This is a genomic window from Acinetobacter sp. N1-1 (genome assembly GCF_056711485.1).
Genome location: NZ_JBWXUO010000012.1, coordinates 632,723 through 656,930, shown reverse-complemented (window position 1 = coordinate 656,930; position 24,208 = coordinate 632,723). Strand labels below are relative to the sequence as shown.

Annotated in this window: 24 protein-coding genes; 10 read left to right on the top strand and 14 right to left on the bottom strand. The window is 38.4% G+C overall.

What is annotated here, in order from left to right; genetic code table 11:
- Positions 1 to 54: 54 nt before the first annotated feature.
- The 3 genes from AC1MPL_RS03280 to AC1MPL_RS03270 are packed head-to-tail and all read right to left on the bottom strand — an operon-like array spanning position 55 to position 2,426.
- Positions 55 to 303, bottom strand: coding sequence for a DUF6587 family protein (locus AC1MPL_RS03280; protein WP_479764211.1), 249 nt, complete (start codon positions 301 to 303; stop codon positions 55 to 57).
- A gap of 12 nt (positions 304 to 315) precedes the next feature.
- Positions 316 to 2,169, bottom strand: a complete 1,854-nt coding sequence (gene feoB / locus AC1MPL_RS03275) for a ferrous iron transport protein B (RefSeq protein ID WP_479764209.1) — start codon at positions 2,167 to 2,169, stop codon at positions 316 to 318.
- Complete coding sequence (locus AC1MPL_RS03270) at positions 2,166 to 2,426, bottom strand: FeoA family protein (RefSeq protein WP_479766142.1); 261 nt, start codon at positions 2,424 to 2,426, stop codon at positions 2,166 to 2,168. Before AC1MPL_RS03270 ends, feoB begins: the two co-directional genes overlap by 4 nt.
- 138 nt (positions 2,427 to 2,564) lie before the next feature.
- Here AC1MPL_RS03270 and xerD point away from each other — a divergent pair, with 138 nt between their 5' ends.
- The 4 genes from xerD to thrC all read left to right on the top strand — a co-directional run bounded on the left by xerD (position 2,565) and on the right by thrC (position 7,026).
- Positions 2,565 to 3,485, top strand: coding sequence for a site-specific tyrosine recombinase XerD (gene xerD, locus AC1MPL_RS03265; RefSeq protein WP_479764207.1), 921 nt, complete (start codon positions 2,565 to 2,567; stop codon positions 3,483 to 3,485).
- A 114-nt stretch (positions 3,486 to 3,599) separates the two neighbouring features.
- Positions 3,600 to 4,415: a DsbC family protein gene (locus tag AC1MPL_RS03260; RefSeq protein ID WP_479764205.1), complete on the top strand. Its 816-nt coding sequence runs from the start codon at positions 3,600 to 3,602 to the stop codon at positions 4,413 to 4,415.
- Between the two features lie 98 nt (positions 4,416 to 4,513).
- A complete protein-coding gene (locus AC1MPL_RS03255) occupies positions 4,514 to 5,815 on the top strand; it encodes a homoserine dehydrogenase (protein ID WP_479764203.1) in 1,302 nt (433 codons plus the stop codon).
- A gap of 65 nt (positions 5,816 to 5,880) precedes the next feature.
- Positions 5,881 to 7,026, top strand: coding sequence for a threonine synthase (gene thrC, locus AC1MPL_RS03250; protein WP_479764201.1), 1,146 nt, complete (start codon positions 5,881 to 5,883; stop codon positions 7,024 to 7,026).
- A 79-nt stretch (positions 7,027 to 7,105) separates the two neighbouring features.
- On the opposite strand, the gene AC1MPL_RS03245 is transcribed toward thrC, so the two are convergent.
- Positions 7,106 to 8,128, bottom strand: coding sequence for a serine hydrolase (locus AC1MPL_RS03245; RefSeq protein WP_479764199.1), 1,023 nt, complete (start codon positions 8,126 to 8,128; stop codon positions 7,106 to 7,108).
- A 213-nt stretch (positions 8,129 to 8,341) separates the two neighbouring features.
- Between AC1MPL_RS03245 and gacA the strand changes: the two genes are divergently transcribed.
- Positions 8,342 to 8,977: a response regulator transcription factor GacA gene (gacA, locus tag AC1MPL_RS03240; protein ID WP_479764198.1), complete on the top strand. Its 636-nt coding sequence runs from the start codon at positions 8,342 to 8,344 to the stop codon at positions 8,975 to 8,977.
- On the opposite strand, the gene AC1MPL_RS03235 is transcribed toward gacA, so the two are convergent.
- The 4 genes from AC1MPL_RS03235 to lptF form a co-directional block, all read right to left on the bottom strand.
- Positions 8,974 to 10,152 carry a S41 family peptidase gene (locus AC1MPL_RS03235; protein ID WP_479764196.1) on the bottom strand — a complete coding sequence of 393 codons (1,179 nt, stop codon included), beginning with the start codon at positions 10,150 to 10,152 and terminating at the stop codon, positions 8,974 to 8,976. The genes gacA and AC1MPL_RS03235 overlap by 4 nt on opposite strands.
- Before the next feature lie 17 nt (positions 10,153 to 10,169).
- Positions 10,170 to 11,717 (bottom strand): 2,3-bisphosphoglycerate-independent phosphoglycerate mutase, encoded by a 1,548-nt coding sequence (gpmI, locus tag AC1MPL_RS03230; RefSeq protein ID WP_479764194.1) that lies wholly within the window; start codon positions 11,715 to 11,717, stop codon positions 10,170 to 10,172.
- A gap of 108 nt (positions 11,718 to 11,825) precedes the next feature.
- Positions 11,826 to 12,896, bottom strand: a complete 1,071-nt coding sequence (lptG, locus tag AC1MPL_RS03225; protein WP_479764193.1) for an LPS export ABC transporter permease LptG — start codon at positions 12,894 to 12,896, stop codon at positions 11,826 to 11,828.
- A gap of 9 nt (positions 12,897 to 12,905) precedes the next feature.
- Positions 12,906 to 13,997 (bottom strand): LPS export ABC transporter permease LptF, encoded by a 1,092-nt coding sequence (lptF, locus tag AC1MPL_RS03220; RefSeq protein WP_479764191.1) that lies wholly within the window; start codon positions 13,995 to 13,997, stop codon positions 12,906 to 12,908.
- A 268-nt stretch (positions 13,998 to 14,265) separates the two neighbouring features.
- Here lptF and AC1MPL_RS03215 point away from each other — a divergent pair, with 268 nt between their 5' ends.
- The 3 genes from AC1MPL_RS03215 to AC1MPL_RS03205 are packed head-to-tail and all read left to right on the top strand — an operon-like array spanning position 14,266 to position 16,758.
- Positions 14,266 to 15,687 carry a leucyl aminopeptidase gene (locus AC1MPL_RS03215; RefSeq protein ID WP_479764189.1) on the top strand — a complete coding sequence of 474 codons (1,422 nt, stop codon included), beginning with the start codon at positions 14,266 to 14,268 and terminating at the stop codon, positions 15,685 to 15,687.
- Positions 15,687 to 16,094, top strand: coding sequence for a DNA polymerase III subunit chi (locus AC1MPL_RS03210; protein ID WP_479764187.1), 408 nt, complete (start codon positions 15,687 to 15,689; stop codon positions 16,092 to 16,094). The genes AC1MPL_RS03215 and AC1MPL_RS03210 overlap by 1 nt, the downstream gene beginning before the upstream one ends.
- Before the next feature lie 28 nt (positions 16,095 to 16,122).
- Entirely contained in the window at positions 16,123 to 16,758 is a 636-nt protein-coding gene (locus tag AC1MPL_RS03205; RefSeq protein WP_479764186.1) for a hypothetical protein, read from the top strand.
- 12 nt (positions 16,759 to 16,770) lie between these two features.
- Here AC1MPL_RS03205 and AC1MPL_RS03200 read toward each other — a convergent pair whose 3' ends face one another.
- From AC1MPL_RS03200 to glnK, 6 genes are all read right to left on the bottom strand, one after another.
- Positions 16,771 to 17,430, bottom strand: coding sequence for a riboflavin synthase (locus AC1MPL_RS03200; RefSeq protein WP_479764184.1), 660 nt, complete (start codon positions 17,428 to 17,430; stop codon positions 16,771 to 16,773).
- 13 nt (positions 17,431 to 17,443) lie between these two features.
- Positions 17,444 to 18,742, bottom strand: a complete 1,299-nt coding sequence (locus AC1MPL_RS03195; RefSeq protein WP_479764182.1) for a DNA adenine methylase — start codon at positions 18,740 to 18,742, stop codon at positions 17,444 to 17,446.
- Positions 18,739 to 19,833 (bottom strand): bifunctional diaminohydroxyphosphoribosylaminopyrimidine deaminase/5-amino-6-(5-phosphoribosylamino)uracil reductase RibD, encoded by a 1,095-nt coding sequence (ribD, locus tag AC1MPL_RS03190; RefSeq protein ID WP_479764180.1) that lies wholly within the window; start codon positions 19,831 to 19,833, stop codon positions 18,739 to 18,741. Before ribD ends, AC1MPL_RS03195 begins: the two co-directional genes overlap by 4 nt.
- Complete coding sequence (gene nrdR, locus AC1MPL_RS03185) at positions 19,830 to 20,300, bottom strand: transcriptional regulator NrdR (RefSeq protein ID WP_237410823.1); 471 nt, start codon at positions 20,298 to 20,300, stop codon at positions 19,830 to 19,832. Before nrdR ends, ribD begins: the two co-directional genes overlap by 4 nt.
- A 118-nt stretch (positions 20,301 to 20,418) precedes the next feature.
- Positions 20,419 to 21,807, bottom strand: a complete 1,389-nt coding sequence (locus tag AC1MPL_RS03180; protein ID WP_479764178.1) for an ammonium transporter — start codon at positions 21,805 to 21,807, stop codon at positions 20,419 to 20,421.
- Positions 21,808 to 21,867: 60 nt separating this feature from the next.
- Positions 21,868 to 22,206 carry a P-II family nitrogen regulator gene (gene glnK / locus AC1MPL_RS03175; RefSeq protein WP_023273577.1) on the bottom strand — a complete coding sequence of 113 codons (339 nt, stop codon included), beginning with the start codon at positions 22,204 to 22,206 and terminating at the stop codon, positions 21,868 to 21,870.
- A 220-nt stretch (positions 22,207 to 22,426) separates the two neighbouring features.
- Between glnK and AC1MPL_RS03170 the strand changes: the two genes are divergently transcribed.
- Both AC1MPL_RS03170 and AC1MPL_RS03165 read left to right on the top strand, forming a co-directional pair.
- The gene (locus AC1MPL_RS03170; protein WP_479764176.1) at positions 22,427 to 22,663 is read left to right on the top strand and encodes an accessory factor UbiK family protein; all 237 of its coding nucleotides are present in this window, start codon (positions 22,427 to 22,429) and stop codon (positions 22,661 to 22,663) included.
- Positions 22,664 to 22,713: 50 nt separating this feature from the next.
- The gene (locus tag AC1MPL_RS03165; RefSeq protein WP_479764175.1) at positions 22,714 to 24,204 is read left to right on the top strand and encodes a YifB family Mg chelatase-like AAA ATPase; all 1,491 of its coding nucleotides are present in this window, start codon (positions 22,714 to 22,716) and stop codon (positions 24,202 to 24,204) included.
- Positions 24,205 to 24,208: the final 4 nt, after the last annotated feature.

Below are 24,208 nucleotides of genomic sequence, written 5' to 3'. Positions count from 1 at the left end.
TATTCACGTAAAAAAGCCATCTTTATGATGGCTCTTTATTTATCTCGTTAAAACTTACTTCCATTTTACTGCTTTTACAGTTTCAGGAACTTTGGTTTTACTTGGAGAACTACTGCAACCACAGTCACCACAGCCTGAGACCATGGCAGGTCTCACCCAAGATGCCAGCTTAGTCCACCCTTGTTTTTGGAAACTATTTGCAAGAGCGTTAAATACTTTAAAAGCAGATTTTGGAAAAACCTTCTTAAACGTATAAATTGCACTCCAAATCACCAATGCTGCGACAATAATCGTTTCAACCATCTTAGCCTCCTCTTAGCCAAAATAATGTGAGGCAATTTGATAAGTCAGAAATGCTGTAAAATACGCAAGTCCAAACAAATAAATTGTCATAAAGGCAACCATTTTCCATGAGCCTGTCTCACGGCGTACAGTTGCAAGCGTTGAGATACAATGTGGTGCGTAAATAAACCAAACAAGTAAAGACAGTCCTGTTGCTACTGTCCAACCAGAACCCGGTGAGCTAATTAAATGTGTTAAACCTTGTGCGACTGCATCATCACTTGCACCTGATAAAGCATAGACTGTACCCAATGAAGCGACGACTACTTCACGTGCTGCCATTGCTGGAATTAACGCAATACAAATTTGCCAATTGAAGCCAATCGGTGCAAATAAAGGTTGAATAAGATGTCCTAACTTACCTGCAAAGCTATAATCAATTGCAGGCAATGTGGCATTGTCAGGTGCTTGAGGAAACGTACTTAAAAACCATAATAAAATTGAAAGTGCAAAGATAATACCACCAACACGTTTTAAGAAAATACGCCCTCGGTCTAACAAACCAATTGCAATACTTTTCATATTTGGAAAGCGATAGCTTGGCAACTCCATAAGCAGTGCATATTCAGACTTATCTTTTTGAAAGAGCTTAATAATAAAAGCAACAATAAGCGCACTAACTATTCCCGCCATATACAACGCAAATAAGACTAAACCTTGTAAACTTAAAAAGCCCCAAATTTGCGTATTAGGAATAAACGCGGAGATGAGCAAAGCATAAACAGGAAGCCTTGCAGAACATGTCATCAGTGGAGCAACTAAAATTGTCGTTAAACGATCACGTGGATCATTAATACTTCTTGTTGCCATGATACCTGGTACAGCACATGCAAAACTTGATAACAATGGAATAAATGAACGTCCACTCAAACCTGCTTTGTACATAAGTTTATCGAGTAAGAATGCTGCTCGAGGTAAGTAACCCGTTTCTTCTAAAAGTAAAATAAAGAAAAATAAAATAATAATTTGTGGTAAGAAAACTAAAACACTTCCTGCACCAGCAATAACACCATCTGCAATTAGGCTATGTAACATTGGCTGTGTAATAACACTACCAACAGAGTCACCGAGCCATTTAAATATACTTTCAATCCCATCCATAAATGGTGCAGCCCAAGTAAATACCGCTTGGAATACAATAAACATTAAAAGTGCAAGACTCATTAAACCTAAAACAGGGTGCAAAAATATACGATCTAAAAATGCAGTACGTTTATCTTCTTTTTCTGCAAAAACAATTACATCATCAAGAATTTTTTGTGCTTTTTGATGGGAATTACCAACCAAACCACTTAACTCGGTATGTGGTACAGTAAAACGCTGTTGTTCGAGTGCTTTAATTAAATTTGCTACACCTGATGTACTTTTAGCAACTGTTTCTGTAACAGGTACACCTAAACGCTCTGAAAGCTTTTGTACGTTTATTTGAATACCACGGCGACGTGCTTCATCCATCATATTCAGAACAACCATTACAGGTCGCCCTAATGCAATGACTTCAAGTACTAGACCTAAATGCAGGCTCAAATTTGTTGCATCAACAATACATAAAAATGCATCTTGCTCTGCTTCTGCTTCCACCTTTCCTAAACAAACATCACGTGTGACCGCTTCATCAGGACTGGTTGCATCTAAACTATATGTTCCAGGCAAATCAAGGACACGAACAGCTTTTCCTGAAGGCAAAGTAAAAAAACCAACCTTCTTTTCAACTGTTACACCTGCGTAATTTCCCACTTTTTGACGAGTACCTGTCAACTGGTTAAAAACTGAAGTTTTTCCACAGTTGGGATTTCCCACCAAGGCAACGCGAAGTATCTCACTCATGAATGAGCTCCTTCTTTCTTGACTTCAATTTTTTCTGCTTCGGACTTTCTTAATGCAAAACGCGTAAAACCAATCTGAATTAAAATTGGATCACCACCAAATATTCCTCGCGCAATAATTTTCACAAGCGTTCCTGGTAAAAATCCTAAAGTTTCCAATCGGCTAGCAATTAAATCACCCTTTTCATCTGTAGAATCTAAGTGATTAATTTTCTGTATAACAGCAGCTTGCTTGACCTTTAACTCTGATAACAGCACCACGCAGCTTCCTTAATATTTTTAGGTATTATAAACATAAATGAGAACAATTTACATACACATAAACTATTATTAACCAAATACAACATTTATTATTTTTCACTTCTCAATCAAATAATTTTTTACTATGATGTCACTATGCTAAACAATAAAAAGCCGCGCGTGCCTGCGCCTATTCAAATACCGAAAGAACTCCCTTTTCTTATTGGGTACAGAGATTATTTAGTTGCACAAACAGTCAGTCCCCATACACGAAATGCTTATTTATCTGACTTAATACAATGTACACAATTCTGCCGTCTTGCTTTACCACAGTGGTGTAAAGATGATATTTCAGATGTACTCATTGAACTCACAAAACAAGGGAAAAGTCCACGCTCAATTGCACGTGTCCTTTCAGCACTACGCTCTTTCTTTAAGTTTATGCGTGAGCAAAAATTAAGAACTGATGACCCTTTAGAAATACATAAGACACCACAGTTAGGTCGATCTTTACCCAAAGACTTAAGTGAAGAGGATGTTGAAGCTCTTATTCAAGCTCCCAATATTCATACTCATTTAGGACTGCGTGATCGTGCTATGCTAGAAGTTTTATATGCAAGTGGGTTGCGTGTCAGTGAATTAATTAACTTGCGAATTGATTTACTTAATTTACGCCAAGGTTACTTACGTATACTAGGTAAAGGAAATAAAGAACGCCTTGTGCCTATGGGTCAAGTTGCCACAGAGTGGATTGAAAAATACCTCAATGAATCGCGACCACACTTATATAAATCAAGCACAGATTATTTATTTTTGACTCAACATGGCGGTATTATGAGTCGGCAAAACTTTTGGTATGCCATAAAAAGATATGCACTTATTGCAAATATTCAAACAGAGCTTTCACCACATACACTCAGACATGCTTTTGCAACGCATTTGTTAAACCACGGTGCAGACTTACGCGTTGTACAAATGCTCCTTGGACATAGCGACCTTTCAACAACACAAATTTATACTCATGTTGCACAAGTTCGACTACAAAAAGTACATGCCGAGCATCACCCTCGTCCATAAAACTTACTTATCATCATTGCTACAATCGTTAATGAAAATTCACGAATTTGTGCATATTTTTTGATATGCTTAAGACCTATTTTTTATTCTTATTGATCAGTTAAAGAGTTTTTTATGACCTTTCCTTACGCTAAAACGCTCCTAGCTTGTGCCATTAGTGTGACTGCTTTACTTTCTGGATGTTCAAAAGATAAAGCAGCAACAACAAAATCCGATTCACTCACAGCAACAAGCCCTGCAACAGGTGATGTATCACCAATTTTAGAGCGTAACGAGAAACAACGCTTAATTACAACATTCCAAGAACAGTTGGAAAAAGCAAATATTAAAATTAAAGTTACGGATATCAAAAAAACAGAAGTTCCAAATATTTATTGGGTGAACTTAGAGGGTATGCCTTCTGTTTATGCAACATCAGATGGTAAATATATTATTCAAGGCGATATCTTACGTTTAGGTGATACAAGACTTCATAATGTCAGTGAAGGTCTGCAGTCACAAGAAAATCAGAAAGTATTCGGGGGTCTCAATACAAAAGACCTGATTGTTTATCCAGCACAAGGACAAACAAAACATATTGTTTATGTATTTACAGATGCAAGTTGTCCTTACTGTCATAAACTGCATGAGTCCCTGCCAGAAATTAATGCTAAGGGTATCGAGGTACGTTACATTGCATGGCCACGTGGTGAACAATTCTTGCCTACAATGGAAAGTATTTGGTGTAGTAAAGACCGTAAAGCTGCATTTGAATCTGTGGTTAAGGGTGAAGCAATAGCACCTGCTCAATGTCAAAACCCAGTAAAATCACAATACTTATTGGGTCTAAATATTGGCGTAAATGGCACACCTGCTATCTACAGTCAAGATGGTCACTACCTTGGTGGTTACCTTTCAGCCGATGATATTCTCAAAAAATTAGAAAAATAATACTAAAATAGGTGAAGATTCGTGAATCTTCACCTACACTCTGCCGTTTTTTTTAGCTATGATCTAAGATCATTTGCTAATTTATTTTGGAGTGTGACGTGAAACCAGTTCGTCTGGCTATACTTGGTCTTGGTACCGTTGGTAGTGGTGTTCTTCAATTATTACAAGAAAATGCTACAGAAATTAAACGCCGTACAGGTCGAGAAATTCAAATTACTCACGTAGGCACTCGCCGTCCTCGTCCAGATCTCAACTTAGAAAGCATTCAACAAAGTGACGACTTATTTGACATTGTTCGTCAACCCGATGTTGATATTGTAGTTGAATTAATTGGCGGACTCGATCCAGCACATGATCTAATCTTAGAAGCAATTAAACACGGCAAACAAGTTGTTACCGCAAATAAAGCATTACTTGCTGAAAAAGGTAATACACTATTTGAAGCTGCCGATAATAATACTGTACAAATTGCATATGAAGCTGCGGTCGCAGGTGGTATTCCTATTATTAAAGTCATGCGTGAAGGACTTGCAGCGAACCGAATTGACTGGCTAGCTGGTATTATTAATGGTACAGGTAACTTTATCCTAACAGAAATGCGCGATAAATCGCGTCAGTTTGAAGATGTACTTGCCGAAGCACAAGCTCTCGGCTATGCGGAAGCAGATCCTACATTCGATGTCGAAGGCATTGATGCAGCACATAAACTCACATTATTGGCTTCTATTGCATTTGGTATCCCATTACAGTTTGATAAAGTTTACACTGAAGGCATTAGTAAAATTACAGCACAAGATGTGAAATATGCTGAAGAGCTTGGCTTCCGTATTAAACATTTAGGCATCGCACGCCGTGCTGAAAATGGTATTGAACTGCGTGTTCACCCAACATTAATTCCTGAAGATCAACCATTGGCAAACGTAAATGGTGTGCAAAACGCTGTGGCTGTAAAAGCAAGTGCTGTAGGTCAAACCATGTACTATGGTCCTGGTGCAGGCGGTGGCCCAACTGCTTCTGCTGTTGTTGCAGATGTAATTGACCTTGTACGCGATATTTCATATACCGAAGATGGTTCAGGAACAATTCCACAGCTTGCGTTTGAGTCACTTGAAGATATTCAAATTCTAAAACGCGAAGAAATGACCACAGCATACTATTTACGTGTCAATGTTGATGACAACAAAGGCGTTTTAGCAGATATCACGACTATTTTAAGCCATTGTGGTATTAGTATCGATGCCATTATGCAACAACCGCGTTTGAAAGACCGAGTTCCTGTTGTCATTATGACAGACCCAATTGTTGAGTCAAAAATGGATGAAGCCATTGCTAAAATCCAAGCCTTGCCTGCAACACACGGTGAAGTGACTAGAATCCGCTTGGAATCTCTTGAAAATTAATTTAAGCTCAGTTGCGAGGCAAATAACCGTCTCGCATGTTTTACACATATTATTGGAACATCATCATGTCTAATGCCAATCGCTACACTGGACTTGTAGATCGCTATCGCGACCGCTTGCCTGTATCAGAAACCACACGTGCAATCTCTTTAGGTGAAGGAAATACACCACTAATCAAACTTGAAAATATTCCACGTATTATTGGCAAAGATGTTGAAATTTATGTGAAATATGAAGGCTTAAACCCAACAGGATCTTTTAAAGACCGTGGTATGACCATGGCTGTCACAAAAGCTGTTGAAGCGGGTTCAAAAGCGATTATTTGTGCCTCTACGGGTAATACCTCTGCTGCAGCTGCAGCTTATGCAGCACGTGCAGGCATCAAAGCATTTGTACTTATTCCTGAAGGCAAAATTGCCATGGGTAAAATGGCTCAAGCCATGATGTACGGTGCAATTACCATGCAAATTCGTGGTAATTTTGATGATGGTATGCGTCTAGTGAAAGAAATGGCAGACCAAGCACCTGTAACGATTGTGAACTCGATTAACCCTTACCGCTTACAAGGGCAAAAAACCATTTCTTATGAAATTGTAGAAGCACTTGGTAAAGCACCAGACTACCACTGCCTACCAGTAGGTAATGCAGGAAATATTACTGCGCATTGGATGGGTTATACAGAAGCTGTTGCAAACCAACCTGCAAATGAATTCGAGCAAGTGGTTTACGATGCAACAACTGATCAATTTACAGGTCCTAAACCTGATGGTCTACCTAAAATGGTCGGCTACCAAGCATCAGGCGCAGCACCATTTTTACGTGGCGCACCTGTAGAAGCACCTGAAACAGTAGCGACAGCCATTCGTATTGGTAACCCTCAAAGCTGGAACCATGCAAAAGCCGTTGTACGCGACTCAAACGGTTGGTTTGATGAGCTACAAGACAGTGAAATTTTAGATGCTCAACGTATGCTTGCAATGTACGAAGGTGTATTTGTCGAGCCTGCATCTGCTGCATCTATTGGTGGTGCTATTCGTGATATTAAAGCAGGTAAAATTGCTGAAGGTTCAGTCATTGTATGTACTGTAACAGGTAACGGCCTTAAAGACCCAGATACTGCAATTAAACAATGTGCTGATGCAGTTATGCTAACCATTGATGCAACAATGAATGATGTGAAAAACTCAATTTTGTCTCATATGGATAAATAAAAGAAAATACTTAAATAAAAAAAATCCCTGTTAGATAACAGGGATTTTTTATTGTAAAAAGCGAGTCTAAAGATTGAACTCAGGTATCTTTTGGTAAACCAGTTAACCAATTTAATAAGTCAGTTGCATCTGTATTACGTGCTTGTGTTGTCGGCTCACCCATAAGCACAACAACAGCAGGACGCGAGTTCACTGTCGTATGCATAACAACACAACGACCTGCTTCATTAATAAAGCCTGTTTTCGATAAATTGATATTCCATCCACCATTACGCACAAGTGCATTGGTATTACTCGCATTTAACATACGGTAGCCCAAGTTGAAGTCATAATGTGGTGTGGATGAAAACTGACGAATTACCCCATATTTATATGCTTGTGTTACGAGAATTGCTAAATCACGTGCAGATGAAACATTACGTGGATCTAAACCTGTCGATTCAAAATAATGCGTTGAGCTCATTCCAAATTCATGTGCTTTTGCATTCATTGCTGCAATAAAGGCTGGTTTACCACCTGGATATGTTCGTGCCAATGCCGCTGCAGCAGGATTTTCTGATTTCATAAGTGCAACTAGCAGTACTTCTGCACGATTCATCGTATCACCAGCACGCAATTTAGTACTGGCCTTTTTAGGTCCATCAAAATCGATTGGCTCTAAAGTAATTTCTTGTGACATATCTAAATGAGCGTCTGCTGTTACAACAGCAGTCATTAATTTTGTAATCGATGCCATAGGTCTTGAAAAATTACTATTTTTACTAAATAAAACCTCCCCTGTTTGGGCATCCATTACCAATGCTGAACCTGCATGGACATTCGGCCCTGCATTATTCATAAATGTTGTATCAACGACTCCGCCATGCATTGGCTGTGGTGTACCATTACTTTGACGTAGTGTTGTTGATGCTATTGCACTTCCTTGTGGGGCTAGCTCTAACTCATCATCATCTGCTAATAGTTCTTTTACATCATGTGTAGATAAATTTTGATGCGGTGCAGGATTACCATTAATTGTTAAATCTGCAAAACTATGACAGCTCAAACTCAATAAAAGAGGCACACTCAACATGTGCACTAAAGACTTCTTTAAACTTTTCACAATACTTCACTCGACTAAAAGGGTGATAAGATAAATTTGCTTATTACCACAAATATGCCTTACATTTACACAAAACAATTACTTGCATTAATTTTAATAACTATGCGTAAATTTAAGGTAATATTTTAAGATAGCATTGCTAATTTTGTGTTGCGATTGCAAGTTTAATTTGCTTTATGTAACAAAAAAGATTAATTAATGAGGTAACCAAACGTGATTTCAGTTTTAGTCGTAGATGACCATGAGTTGGTAAGAACAGGTATTTGTCGAATGCTTACCGATCAGGTCGATATTAAGGTCATTGGACAAGCTGAATCTGGAGAAGATGCACTCATACTTGCACGCCAATATCAACCAGATATTATTTTACTCGATGTAAATATGCCAGGTATTGGGGGAATTGAAACAACCCGTAGACTCGTACAAAGTGTACCTACAACCAAAGTTATTGCTGTGAGTGGACTCGCTGAAGAACCCTATCCATCTTTAGTTTTAAAAGCAGGTGCAAAAGGCTATATTACAAAAGGTGCGCCTATTGAAGAAATGATTCGTGCTATTAAAAAAGTAACACAGGGCGGTAAGTACTTTAGTGCAGATATTGCAGAGCAATTAGCAAGTTCTTATTTAGCAGATACACAACTTTCACCATTTGACCAACTTTCTGAAAGAGAAATGCAAGTCGCAATGATGGTTGTAAGTTGCCATAGCGCACAAAATATTGCAGATAAGCTATTTGTGAGTGTTAAAACAGTCAATACATATCGTTATCGCATATTCGAAAAGCTCAATATTGATAGTGATGTCAAGCTAACACACCTTGCTATACGCTACAATCTTATTCAACCTTAATGCTTTAACAGTGCATCTGCTACATTTTCTAAATAGCTACTGTCTTTTATATTTGCCAGTCTTAGCATAGTCTGATTTGGCTGTATGCCTAGACCATCTATCATATTACCATTTGGAGTAAAATAGTGTGAAACAGTCATTTGCACTGCTGCACCATTTGGTAATGGGAATAACTTTTGTACTACTCCCTTACCGTAACTTTTTTCACCCAATACCCAAGCACGTTGATGTTCTTTTAATGCGGCAGTGAATACTTCTGCCGCAGAGGCTGAGCGATTATTAATTAAAATACCAAGTTTTAAACCCTCAAACTCCTTACTTGGCAGAGCTTGAAAAGTTTGACTACCTTCAGAACGACTACGTGTTGTGACAATCACACCACTATTTAAAAATAGATCTGCTGTTTCTACGGCAGCCGATAATAAGCCACCAGGATTATTGCTTAAATCAAAAAGTACCGCTTTTACTTTAGTATTCGCATACTGCTCTAAAATACTTTTAATTTCACTAGCTGTTTCTTGTTGAAATACAGGTACTTTTATCACTAGAACCTGATTTTTTAAGAGTGTTGTTGTAATTTCAACTTCTATTTTTTTATTACGAACCACTGTAATAGGCTGACCAACAGGGGCAACTTGCACATTAATAACAGTACCTACAGCACCTAATAAAATGTTCTTTACTTGATTTGGATTTAAATCTTTGAGCTCAGTATTATCAAGCTTATACACAGGCATACCATTATGAATACCTAACTTAGCAGAATCTGAGTTAGGTCTAACACCACGAATATACCACTGATGTTGAGCACGATCTAAACTCAAATCAAAATCAACTGTCGCCACATCACCATCTGTATATTGAATCAGTTGATGATATTCAATTGGTGTTAAATATCTTGAATAACGGTCTAATCCACTGACTAAACCTTTAATAGCATGTTCAAATAGCTCATCATCAGATGTTTCACGTACATAATTATCTTTAATTAAAGCATAAATTTGTACAAATCGCTGAATTTCATCAACAGGCACTTCTTGACTATGTAAGGTCTTCTCATCAAGATCATAATCTGTGTTTTGACTGCGATCATCAGATGTCGCAGCCAAAATAGAATGATTCATACAACCTAACAGACCAAGTAAAACACCAAGTTTTTTCAGTTGATGAATCATTCATAGACCTCTAATGTTTATTCAGTTAACGTAATTAGATTACGCCCTTTCATTTCTTTTGGAATTGGTAATTTCATTAAACTTAAAAGCGTTGGTGCAACATCTGCGAGCACACCACCATCTGCAATTTTTGCACTTGTTGGACCAACATAAATAAATGGTACAAGCTCTGTGGTATGTTGCGTATGTACTTGACCACTTACATAATCTTGCATTTGCTCAACATTACCGTGGTCGGCTGTAATAAGCATATGTCCATGTTGTGCCATGACTGCTTCATAAACACGACCTAAACAAGTATCTACTGCTTCTACTGCTTTTACCGCAGCATCGAATACACCTGTATGCCCGACCATATCACCATTAGCATAGTTAATTACGATTAAATCATATGCTTGAGAGTTAATGGCTTCAACAACCTTATCGGTTACCTCGTAGGCACTCATTTCAGGTTTTAAATCATAAGTTGCCACACTTGGTGATGGAATAAGAATACGTTTTTCGCCATCATATTCATCTTCACGACCGCCACTAAAGAAGAATGTCACATGCGCATACTTTTCAGTTTCAGCAATACGAAGTTGAGTTTTTCCTAAATTAGAAAGGTACTCACCTAGAGTATTGTGTAGTTCTTCTGGCATGTATGCCACAGGTGCTTGAATGCTTGCTTGATAACGTGTCAGCATGACAAATTCAGCAAGTTTAGGCTGAACTTTACGTTCAAAACCTGAGAAATCAGTTTCTACAAATGCGCGTGTTAACTCACGTGCACGATCTGCACGGAAGTTCATAAACACAACACTGTCACCATCTTGAATTGGTGTTTTTTCTCCAATACGAGTTGCTTTTACAAACTCATCAGTTTCTTCAGCAGTATATGCTTGTTGTAAACCTTCTTCAGCAGTTGTAGCCACACGTACGGCTTCACCTTCAGTAAGTAAACGATATGCTTGCTCTACACGATCCCAACGATTATCACGATCCATTGCAAAATAACGACCAATCATGGAAACAATACGACCTTGATTTGGATACTGTGCAAACAGCGCATCTAATTTCTTTAATGCAGATTCCGCACTTTTTGGTGGTGTATCACGACCATCTGTAAATGCATGTAAATACACTTTTGCATTGCGCTTCAATGCAAGCTCACACATTGCCACAATATGGTCTTCATGTGCATGTACGCCACCATCTGAAAGCAACCCAATAATATGAACAGCCCCATCTTTGGCTTTAGCTTTTTCTACAGCATTCACCAATACTTCATTTTTAAAGAAGTCACCTGTACGAATATCTTTGGTAATGCGTGTAAAGTCTTGATACAACACACGACCTGCACCAAGGTTCATATGACCTACTTCAGAATTCCCCATTTGACCATCAGGTAAGCCAACATCTTCACCCGAGCCAGAAATTAAACTATGCGGATGATTCGCTTCCATTGCGGTCAAATTAGGCGTCTTTGCTGCGAGAAAAGCATTGTCCTGTTCTGCTTCGCGATGACCTATACCATCCATAATGACTAAGATATGTGGGATCTTGCCTGCCTTCACGTCCGTCATAGTATATTCTCTTTGTTGTTTATTGAAATTTCCATATTACATACTTTTTAAACAAGCGACTATGTTACCAAGGTTGTAAAATACAAAGCATATACAACCTTTTTTAGCTTATTTCGCTCGGTTCAATAGATATCCACCCGCAATCAAAATGAAGATAATCGGCGTAAATACGAACCATGCAGGTGATGCATTATAAACTAAGCTGGCATACCCAAAAAAATCTTGAATGTAATAAAAGCCTAACCCTGTAAACAATGCAATAACCAAACGAAAACCCATAGATTGTTGGCGTAAAGGACCAAAAATAAATGAGCATGCAATAATAACTAAAGCAATCAGAGAAAAAGGCATACCTACTTTTTGCCAAAATGCGAGCTGATAAGACTTCGGTACTTGACTATAATCAGATAAATAGCGAATAAATGAAATCAACTGACTCGGCGACAAATCTTCAGGATCAATAGTCACCATATGTACATATTTTGGCTGTAGAGCCAAAGCAAGATTTGTCTGAGGAAGTTTTTCCTCAACAGCATGCCCATCTTCTTGTACGGTCATCTGCGTTACATTATTCAATTGCCACTCACCACTTTTTTGGAAATGACCATTTTCTGCATTCAATGTATGTCTTAAATGATAGTTATTATCAAAGTCTAGAATCTGTACCCCTTTTAGGTCACCATCTGAGTTTGCATAATTAATATAAATAAAACGTTGTGCTTCTCTTGTCCAATATCCATGAACTTCTCCGAGAGAAGAAATACTCTGATGCTTTTTAAGACTATCTGCTCTTTCATTGGTATATGGTATGACCCATTCACTCAAAGCAAATGCCAAAATAATTAAAATAAGTGCAGAGCGAACAACCCAACTTACAATTCGCCATAGACTCACACCTATAGATCGCATTACAACCAATTCACTATTTGATGCAAGTGTTCCTAAGCCAATGACTGCACCAATTAATGCAGAAATAGGTAAGATTTTATAAAGAAAAGCGGGAGTATTCCAAAGAACATATTGCAACGCTTGTAAAGCATTATAGCCATGCTTTAATGCACTTAGCTCGGCTAAATATGTAAACAGCCCTTGTAACAAGGTTAAAACTGCTGTTGCACCAAGCATTGCAAGTACTGTTGTAGAGGTCACGTGTTTAGCGATAATACGACGTGCGAACATTTATAGACCTCATCTACTCAATTTTTGTTTAAGTCTTGGTGTTAAATTCGGACTACGTAAGAAAATAAACGTAACCACACCATAAACCATGAGAACAATAGGATATAACCAAACAGTTAAATCTCCACGCGATACACGTGTTCGAACTGCCATCATCAATACAATTAAACTTGCAAAAATAAGAATCGCAGGAAGCAACTTATAATAACGTCCCTGACGTGGATTCACTTCAGACAAAGCCGTTGCCAACATGAGCGCGATGACAATAACCCACGGGCCAAAAATTCGCCAGCCTAACTCACTTTGCACAACTGAGTCATCTCTTTTCGCCCAAAGTTTACCAATCGTTACTGCATTAATCGCACTATTGCCAAGCGATGACTCCTTATCATTTTCTATACGTAAACGATAACTTTTAAACTCAGCCTGTGAATAACGTGGTTGCCCCTGATAAACTTCATAACGACGACCATCTAACAAATCTACAACATTCGCTGTATCATTTGGAATTTCAACACGTTTCGCTTCTCGTGCTAGAATAATTAAGTCAGGCTTACCATCTTGTTCTGAACGTTGATAAAAAATGACATCTTTTAAATTTTTCCGATCTTCAGACAAATCACTTGCATAAATAGTATAAGGACCAGAAGATACAAACTCTTTTGGTCTAACGAGGTCAAATCCCGTTCTTACCGCTTGGGCACTGGTCAACTGCTCAAACTTATGAACTCCCCAAGGTGCTATCCACACCATTAGCGAAATTTGTATAGCCATAAATACAACAGTTAATGGAAGTAATAATCGTGCTAAATAATTACGACTCAAACCACTACTATTCAGTACAGCCATTTCATTGTCTGTATATAAACGTCCAAACACCAACATTAAGCCAATAAAAAAGCCCAACGGTAAAATTAGTGTTAAGAATTCAGGAAGTCGATAGCCAATAATACTAAACAATACACTGGCATCTAAACGACCTTGTGCCGCCACCCCAAAATATTTAATGAGTCGACCACCCATCATAATTAAGGTTAATAAAGCCACGACAACGACGGAAGTCGACACGACTTGCTTCACAAGATAACGTCGAATAATCAAAAGGACACTTCCATTTTTACATTGAAAATTAAATATGTTGCTAGTTTAACCGAATACACAGAATAAATAACCTCTCACCAGATGCCTTCACCTTTGTTTCACTTATAATAAAACAAAGATTTTCTGAAATAAGCGCTGTTCGACCTTGTTTTAAATCAATCTTTTAACTTTTAGTAAAAGCCTCTGTACCCATAAGGGCAAATTGGCTTAGTATGATGATAGAAGTTGTTCTAACAATTAATCCCCTATGACAAGGTTTTGCAAGCGTATGAAACTTACTTTAAAACAATCGCAAGATGCGCATTCAATTCTATTTTCTCTTGTAAATGCACAAAACATTGAGCAAGCGAATGTTGCATCACTCGAAAATTTTAATCAAATCGTTCAAAATGCAAATTTTAAAGCACAATTGAATGAAACTTTACCATTGATTGGACATAGCCAAGCCTATCAAAGCATTACTTTAATTGGTTTAGACAATCCTGCAAACCTTACAGGCAGTAAAATAGCAAAAATTGCACAAAACGTTATTAAACTTGCGCAAAAGAACCATTCTCAGATCACACTTAATTTAGCTGAACTTCCTGAAAACTATCATTATACCTTTGCCCTTGCCTTAACGCAGGCGAACTATCATTTCGATGAATTCAAATCAAATAAACACCAACAAGTATTAGAAACCATTCAACTTGAATCAAGTAGCCTTTCAGAACAACAATTAGAGTTAATTCAAGCAATTCAAAATGGTCAAACTTTAGCGAGAGATTTAGGCAATCGTCCGGGTAACATTTGCTATCCAGAATATTTAGCAGAACTTGCAATTTCACTTGCTGAAGAGTTTCCTGAACAATTGAAAGTGACTGTGCTTGATGAAGATGACATGGCAGAACTTGGCATGCACTCATTTCTTGCAGTTAGCAAAGGTTCTGAACGTCCGGGACGCATCATTACACTTGAATACAATGCACAGCGTGAAGAAGCACCTGTGGTACTCGTTGGTAAAGGTGTAACATTTGATACAGGTGGCATTTCACTCAAACCGGGTGCAGGTATGGATGAAATGAAATTTGATATGTGTGGTGCAGCCTCTGTATTTGGTACAATTCGTGCGCTTTGTGAAGCTAAACTTCCAATTCACGTAGTAGGTACAATTGCAGCCGCTGAAAATATGCCATCAGGTAAAGCAACTCGTCCGGGCGACATTGTGAAAACTATGGATGGTCAAACTGTAGAAATCTTAAATACAGATGCAGAAGGTCGTCTTGTACTTTGCGATACACTCACCTATGTAAAACGCTTCAATCCTGAATTAGTTATTGATATTGCAACCTTAACAGGTGCATGTGTCGTTGCTTTAGGCAAAGTACTCAGTGGTTTATTTTCATCAGATGATGCTCTTGTACAAGATTTACAACAAGCAGGTGAAGACAGTTTTGACCGCGTATGGCGCATGCCTGTCATTGATGACTACCAAGAGTTACTAGACTCACCTTTTGCAGATATTGCAAATATTGGTGGACCACAAGGTGGTTCTATTACTGCTGCATGTTTCTTACAACGTTTTACACGCGACTACCGTTGGGCACATCTTGATATTGCAGGTACTGCATGGCTTTCAGGTGCAAATAAAGGTGCAACTGGTCGCCCTGTTCCGCTTCTAACCCAATTTATTGCAAACCGTGTTAAATAATGACAGCAATTAGCTTTTATCTTTTTGAAAAAAGCGCCGAACGACAAGTGCAAAGCGCTTGTCGTTTAGCACGTAAGCTTTTAAGAACAACACCAAAGCTATGGTGGTATTGTCCATCTAAAGAATTACAGCAGATTTTAGATAATCTGTTATGGTCTTTTGATAAAACCAGTTTTATTACACATTCTATAAACGATACAACAGGGCAAGTTTGTATTTCAGGCGATTTACCCACTGAAAACGAGTGGATTATTTTTAACTTTAGTGATGATATTATTTCACTGAAAGATACGTTTAAACACATTATTGAGATTGTTGAAAATACAGAAGCCTCTAAAATAATAGGCCGCGATAAATTTAAACAATATCGTCAGCTTGGCACTGAACCAAGAACATTTAAACTATAAAAATCGTTGAGTATGAGGAGTTAGATTGGTGGCATTAGATCTTGGTGAAGACTTTAAAACCCGTTGGTTAAATACACCACAGGCTGCACGACAAACCTATATAGATGACCTCTCACGTATCTGCGAACTCCTCACGCTCGAAAGTGAAATCGAAGCATGGAAAGCTTCAGATGAACTTGCTCAAAAAACATCAGAACAACGAATTCAGCAAGCTTATGAAATATTAAAAGCTCAAATGATTGAAGATGCTCGCTGTCGTGAGCAAAAACGACTAGAAGATAAAATTTTTAAACAGAGAGAAGCTGAAGATGAATATCTCAAAAACTTACAGCTCGATGAACGCTTGCAAGAACAATCGCAAATAGAGCAACTTAAGGCTTTCCAAAGTCAGCTTATGCAGGAAACAAAAACATATAGCAATCGTTATCATAAAATAAGTCTTACTACAAACACACCCAAAGCAACAGATAAACAATTACAACTAACCCATCCACAACTTCAACAAATTATTGAAAATATTCAAGTCAGATTAGAGCTTGAGGCGGAAGAGCTCATTGAGCAAATTCAAAAATCAGTCGAAGGATTTAATCACAACTTACAGCAAGCGGCTGAAGAAGAAGTGAAAATTTCCTTACAACATACAAAGACAAAAAATTCGGCATAATGCCGAATTTTTTTACTTTAAGAAGCCATTATTTGCAAGAAACTCCATACTAATATTGGACTCTTTTTTCGCAACTGCTGCACGATCCCCTAAAAGTAAACGCTCCATATAGCGTGCTAAAATATCTACTTCTAAATTCACAGCCGTACCCACTTGCCACGTTGAAATATTAGTACGCTCTGCAGTATGTGGAATCAGATTCAGACTAAGCACACAACCGTTTAAATGATTAATCGTTAGACTAATACCATCAACAGTAATAGAACCCTTCTCTGCTAAGTATTTTGCAATTTCTTTCGGTGCGGTTACTTCAAAATACAATGAACGTGCATCATGACGCATCTGTGTAATTTCACCTATTGCATCGACATGGCCACTAACAATATGACCACCAAAGCGCGTTGTAGGTAACATGGCTTTTTCAATATTTAATGGTTGTCCAACTTTCCAACGTCCTAAAGTTGTACGATCTAAACTTTCACGCGAAACATCAGCCGAGTACCAGTTATCGCCCCAAGCTGTTACCGTTAAACAAATACCATTGGTTGCAATTGAATCACCTAAATGCACATCAGACATATCTATATCTGTAGCTACCGTTAAGCGAATATCTCCACCTACACTTTGCAAGCTTTTTACTTGCCCAACACTTTCAATAATACCTGTAAACATGGTTATCTTCCTTTTACCACAATGCCAACTGAGAGCTTACACCTGTCGTATCCACACCACCTAACTCTGCATAATGGTAAAGTTGTCCAAGTAGCTGTCTCAGTGGTGGGCCAGATTTGGCTTTCGTATCTGTAATGACAATAAATTCAAGTACACGTGCGCGCTCAGACTGACGTTGTTTACTCACACGATACCGTGGTACATCTTGCGTGAGTAACGTGACTTTACCACGTTCTAAATTTGCTTTAAGCAAGTCAGTTGCCGAAATATTTCCATCTGTCGAATAACTCGTTAAAATAAAACGTGCATTTACCGTAGCAAGTAACTTTTCATAGGCTTCTTTGGCATATTTAGATGAGTTATATAAGCTCGGACGTTCTTTGCGCCAAGCACGGTCTATACCACTTTTAAAACCTTTCGTATCTGGAGATGGTAAATCAGTTTGATCCCATAACGTGAGCGAATTTAAAACATGGTAATTACTGCTATACGCATGTTGATTATACGGCGGATCTAAATAAGCCACATCAACTTCAAAATCACTCATTTGATTTGCAAGGTGCTGTGCATCTACACACCACATTTCAGCAGCAGCCTGATTCGGACGCCCAATGTCACAAAAACGACTTGGCGTTAACCATAAAAGCGACTCAATACGTTCAAGTGCCGTCTGCGTTTTCCCCCCCCAACCATGATGAAAACTCTTAAATACACCACTGGTATTACTTACAAAACTTGCTGAATATAGAAGTGGTGCTAAAAGTGCACTCATTTCAACATCATCAATCGCACCTTCTGCCTGCCATGTTGCAATTTGCTGACGAATTGCATCAATACGCATGCCATTTCTGCGTTTAAAGAACAAACGATCACGTGCAGGATCATACTCTTCATCATTACGTGGGCATAAATTATGTGTTACCCAGCCCTTTGCTAAAGGTAGACGGTTTAAGTAATCAATCGCTTTTTGATACCCGCCTAGCTCTTTAAAAGCAGGTGCTTCAACACAAGAAAGAACAGCATGGTTGAGCGCATGACTATACGGTTCCCAATCATTTGCAATAACACGATAACCATTTTGGCGTGCTAAGCGAGAAACAACGCCACTACCTGCAAAAAAATCGGCAAAAATGGGGGCACGCTTTTTCTTACCATCTGTATTAAGCGTTCCTGTCATTTCTAATGCTTCTAAGATGAGATGTAGAAGACGACGTTTATTGCCTAAATAAGGCACTAATTGATGGAACAAGTATTCATCTGTTGTTCGGGCCGCATGTCGGCGCTTATGATAAACCGTTGTTTCTGAACTCATAATGACTCTTGTACTGGTATCAGCCTTAAGCGGAAGTCATTACCCAACTGAGTAATATCTTTCACAGTAAAACGTTGTTGTTGCGACAGTAATAAAAAATCCGCTTGAAACATGGCTCGGGCAGACTGACCTAATAATGTTGGTGCAACGTAATGGATCATTTCATCGACCAAACGTTCAGTTAAAAAACTAGTCGACAGTGTCGCTCCTGCTTCAATAAGTACATCGTGAATACTGTACTGTTCTGCAATAATTTTTAATAAATTTTGCAGAGGTTGCACCTCAAACTGAAGTACACCTAAATCAGCTAACTCTTGACGGTACGGTGTCATTACCCATGTATTGTGAGGATTCTCTAAAATTTTTGCAGTTAAAGGCAAGCGCCCTTGACGATCCAATACAATTCTTTTCGGCTGTACAATTGCATCTAGTTCAATATTATTCGGCAATTGACGCACATTTAATTGGCAATCATCTGCCAATACGGTTTCAATACCTGTAATCACAGCACCTGATATTGCACGCCAGTGTTGTACATCTTCACGTGCTTCTTGTCCCGTAATCCACTTCGACTCACCTGAAGCCATTGCGGTACGACCATCTAAACTTGAAGCTACTTTTAGTCTGACATATGGCATACCTGTTGCCATTTTCTTTAAAAAGCCCTCATTAAGTACTCTTGCTTCGTACTCACACAACCCTGTTTGAACCTGAATACCTGCTGCTTCTAAAATCGCGATCCCTTTTCCTGCAACCAAAGGGTTAGGATCTGTATTGGCAATAAATACTTTTTCCACTCCCGCTTTCACTAAAGCCTCTGCACATGGTGGTGTTCGACCATAATGTGCACATGGTTCTAAAGTTACATATGCCGTTGCACCCTTTGCATGGTTGCCTGCTTCACTCAAAGCAAAAACTTCTGCATGGGGTTGCCCAGCTTTAGGATGAAATCCTTTCCCGACCACTTGGTCATTCTTCACAATCACACAACCCACATTTGGGTTCGGCTTAGTTGAATAAATTGCCTTTTTTGCAAGTTCAATTGCTTGAAGCATATATGCATAATCTTGCTGTGAAAATAGATGGCTCATGATTCGCGCTCTTTCTGCATTTGTTGCATTTGTTCAATTTGCTTTCTGAATGCGTCAACATCTTGGAAGTCTTGATAAACAGAAGCAAAACGCACATAAGCCACATGATCTAATACAAATAAAGCTTTCATTACAATTTCACCAATGCGCAATGAGCTTACATCACGCTCACCTAGACGGCGCAGTGTTTGCTGAATATCGCTGAGTACTGCTTCTATTTTTTCTTGTGTGACAGGACGTTTTTGCAAAGCATGCATTAAAGAACGGCGAAGCTTAGCTTCATCAAATGGTTCATTTTTTCCATTCGATTTAATAACACGTGGCATAACCACTTCGTATGTTTCAAAAGTTGTAAAACGCTCACCACACCCAACGCACTCTCTGCGACGACGGATTTGGCGCCCTTCAGCCGCAAGCCTAGAGTCAATCACTTTACTGTCAGGAACATTACAAAATGGACAATGCATTTTAAATTCTATCTGCCAATTTATTTTTCTCTAGTGTATCAAAAAACTCATAGATACTAAATGTTGTGCCTAAAATAAAAAATAGCCCCATATAGAGGCTATTTTCCTTAAAATTCTATTATTCGATACGCTCACCATGTTGGCTTAAATCGAGTCCCATACGCTCATCATCGTGTGATACACGAATACCAATAACTACATCAATTAATTTTAAAATAATGAATGTACATATAGCACTATAAACAATTGTTGCAAGAACACCTTGGCTTTGTACCCATAATTGGTGCGCCATATTTGTTGGCGCTTTATCGCCCATAATAAATGAACTTGCAAATACACCTGTTAAAATTGCACCTGCAATTCCACCAACGGCGTGTAGACCAAAAGCATCAAGTGAATCATCTACTTTCAAGAATCGTTTCAGTGCAGTAGTACCCCAAAAACAAATTACACCGCCAAGTAAACCCATAATAAGTGAGCCTGCTACAGTGACATAACCTGCTGCAGGTGTAATTACCACAAGGCCTGCTACACCACCAGAAGCGATACCAAGTACTGATGTTTTACCACGAACAAGTTTTTCAATTAAAGACCATGAAATTGCTGCTGCCGCTGCTGCTACTTGCGTTGTTACTAGGGCGTAAGCCGCTCCACCATTTGCACCTAATGCTGAACCACCATTAAAACCAAACCAACCAACCCAAAGCAGTCCTGCACCAATTACTGTTAATGTTAAGTTATGCGGTGCCATAGACTCTTTACCAAAGCCAACACGCTTACCTAACATATATGCAGCCACCAAACCTGCAACACCTGAATTAATATGTACAACCGTACCACCAGCAAAATCTAAAGCGCCATCTGCTGCTAACCAGCCACCACCCCAAACCCAATGAGCGATTGGTGCATAGACCACAATTATCCAAAGTATTGTGAATGCAACGAAAGCACCAAACTTCATCCGTTCAGCAATTGAACCACTAATAATTGCAACAGTAATAATGGCAAAAGTCATTTGAAAAATAACAAATAAAACTTCAGGGATTGTACCTTGCAAAGTATCTAGACCAATGCCTGAAAGCATAGCCTTGCTAAAGCCTCCAATAAATGCATTGCCCGCATCGAAGGCCAAAGTATAGCCCACTGCTACCCAAACAACACTAACGAGTGCTGTTGCTATTAAACTATGCGCCATAATACCCAAGACATTTTTCTTACGTACCATACCACCGTAAAAAAGTGCAATTCCGGGAATCGTCATCAACAATACCAATGCTGTCGAAATTAGTACCCAAGCTGTATCCCCTGTATCTAACTTCGGTGTTGCAACTGGTGCTGGAGCAGGCTGAGAGGTCGGGGTTGAAGTACTCACTGCAACATTATTTGTTGTTACTTCAGATACTGCTGTCGCAGATGTTGGTGCAGATGCCGACGAACTATCTGCCCATATTGGAGCACTTGTTAAAAGCGCACCCGTTACCCCTAATGCCATTATGATTTTTTTCATATTCCCCTACCCATATTCATGCAAGTTATTCAGCTAATAGCAATTTTTATACTCAACTTCTTAAACAGCATCAGGACCAGTTTCACCAGTACGGATACGAATAACTTGCTCTAGAGTAGTTACAAATATTTTACCATCACCAATTTTTCCTGTGCTTGCAACACGAGTAATAGACTCGATCACGCTATCTACCATTTCGTCGCTAATTGCAATTTCAATTTTTACTTTTGGAAGAAAATCTACAACGTACTCGGCACCACGATAAAGTTCCGTATGCCCTTTTTGGCGACCAAACCCTTTAACCTCAGTGACAGTAATACCTTGGACGCCAATTTCAGAAAGCGCTTCACGAACATCATCTAACTTAAATGGTTTTACAATTGCTGTTACAAGCTTCATGTCTAAGTCCTTCGGATTATTTGATTGTATTTAATTTTTATGTTCAATTTTCATGCCAATACATCTTAATATTGAATAAGAGTAGATATCTCGTAATATGTATGAAATTTTTTATGATTAATTTATATTTTAGAACTTATTTTATACTTAATGAATATTTAAGTATGATTGAGCAGTGCTAAACTAATCACTTACTTTCATATTTTAATTTTGGCTTTTCATGATAGAACAACTTATTCAATCCATTTTATCTCAAATAGAACAACCTAAAGCAGATTTAGAACATAATTTGCGTACACTCTTAAGTGAAGCTATAAAAAAAATGGATTTGGTTTCTAAAGAAGAAATACAACGTCATCAAATAGCGCTATCTGATGCAAATACTAGAATAAATGAGCTTAGCCAACAAATCGCTATATTAGAAAAGGCGATTCAAAGCATTGAAGCACAAAAATAGTGCAAAATCTAATAATATACGCCTATCAATAAGCACCAATTTGGTTCAAAATGTCGTTTGCTAAAATCTATACCCGCGGTTTATTCGGTCTTGATGCACCAAGCATTGAGGTTGAAGTACATATCAGCCAAGGTCTACCATCTTTAACCATTGTAGGTCTAGCAGAGGCAGCAGTGCGTGAAAGTAAAGATCGAGTACGCTCAGCTATTATTAATAGTGGTTTTACCTTCCCAACGAAAAGATTAACCATTAATCTTGCACCTGCCGATCTTCCTAAAGAAGGAGCACGACTCGATTTACCTATTGCACTTGGTATCCTCATTGCCTCAGGACAAATACCTTCAATTTCCTCTGAAGATTATGAATTTATTGGTGAACTATCTTTAGATGGTCAACTAAGAGCCATTTCAGGCACACTAACTATTGCAATGGCATGTGAAAAACAGCAACGTGCGCTTTTTTTACCACATCACAATGCAGATGAAGCAAATCAGTTGGGAAGTCTAGAAGTATATAGTCCAAAATCACTCAAAGAAGTATGTAATCATTTTTTAAATATTCATAAGCTTCAAAAACTTAAAAAAATTAAATCCACTCTTTTCCAGCCAGAAAATACTTTAGACCTTATCGATATTAAAGGACAAAAAAGACCTCGCCGTGCTTTAGAAATCGCAGCCGCAGGTGGGCACTCGCTTCTCTTTAGAGGGCCTCCCGGCACAGGTAAAACAATGCTTGCTTCAAGACTACCCAGCATTCTCCCTCCATTAAAAGAAACAGAACGGTTACAAGTTGCAAGCATATATTCTATTGCTAAGAAGTCATATCAATTCGGCCATAGACCATTTAGAGCACCTCATCATAGCGCTTCACATATTGCACTTGTTGGAGGAGGCTCATCACCCAAACCAGGTGAAATTACACTTGCACATTTAGGTGTCTTATTTTTAGATGAACTTCCTGAATTTAATAGAAAAGTTATTGAGTCTCTCAGACAGCCTATTGAAGAAAAAGAAGTAACTATTTCTAGAGCATCAAGCCAGATTACCTTTCCAGCAAGCTTTCAACTTATTGCGGCCATGAATCCTTGTCCATGTGGTTATGCATTTCATGAAGATAATCGCTGTCAATGTACACCAACAATGATTAGAAACTATCAAAATAAAATATCTGGTCCTATGCTCGATCGCATAGATTTACATATTGATGTTCCTCCATTAACTTCACATGACTTACAAACAACAATCCCCTCAGAAAGCTCCGAAATAGTAAGGAAACGCGTTATAGAAGCGTATCAATTACAGATAAATAGACAAAACAAGCCCAATTATATGCTTTCACCACATGAGCTAGAAAAATATGCAACCCTTGATGATAGCTGTAAAAAAATTATTAGTATTGCTCAAGAAAGACTCAACTTATCAGCACGTAGTTATCACCGTATTTTACGTCTAGCACGCACAATTTCAGATTTAGCATCATCGAAAGATATTACACCTACACATCTAAGCGAGGCACTCTCTTATCGTAGTCTTATGCAATAAAAAA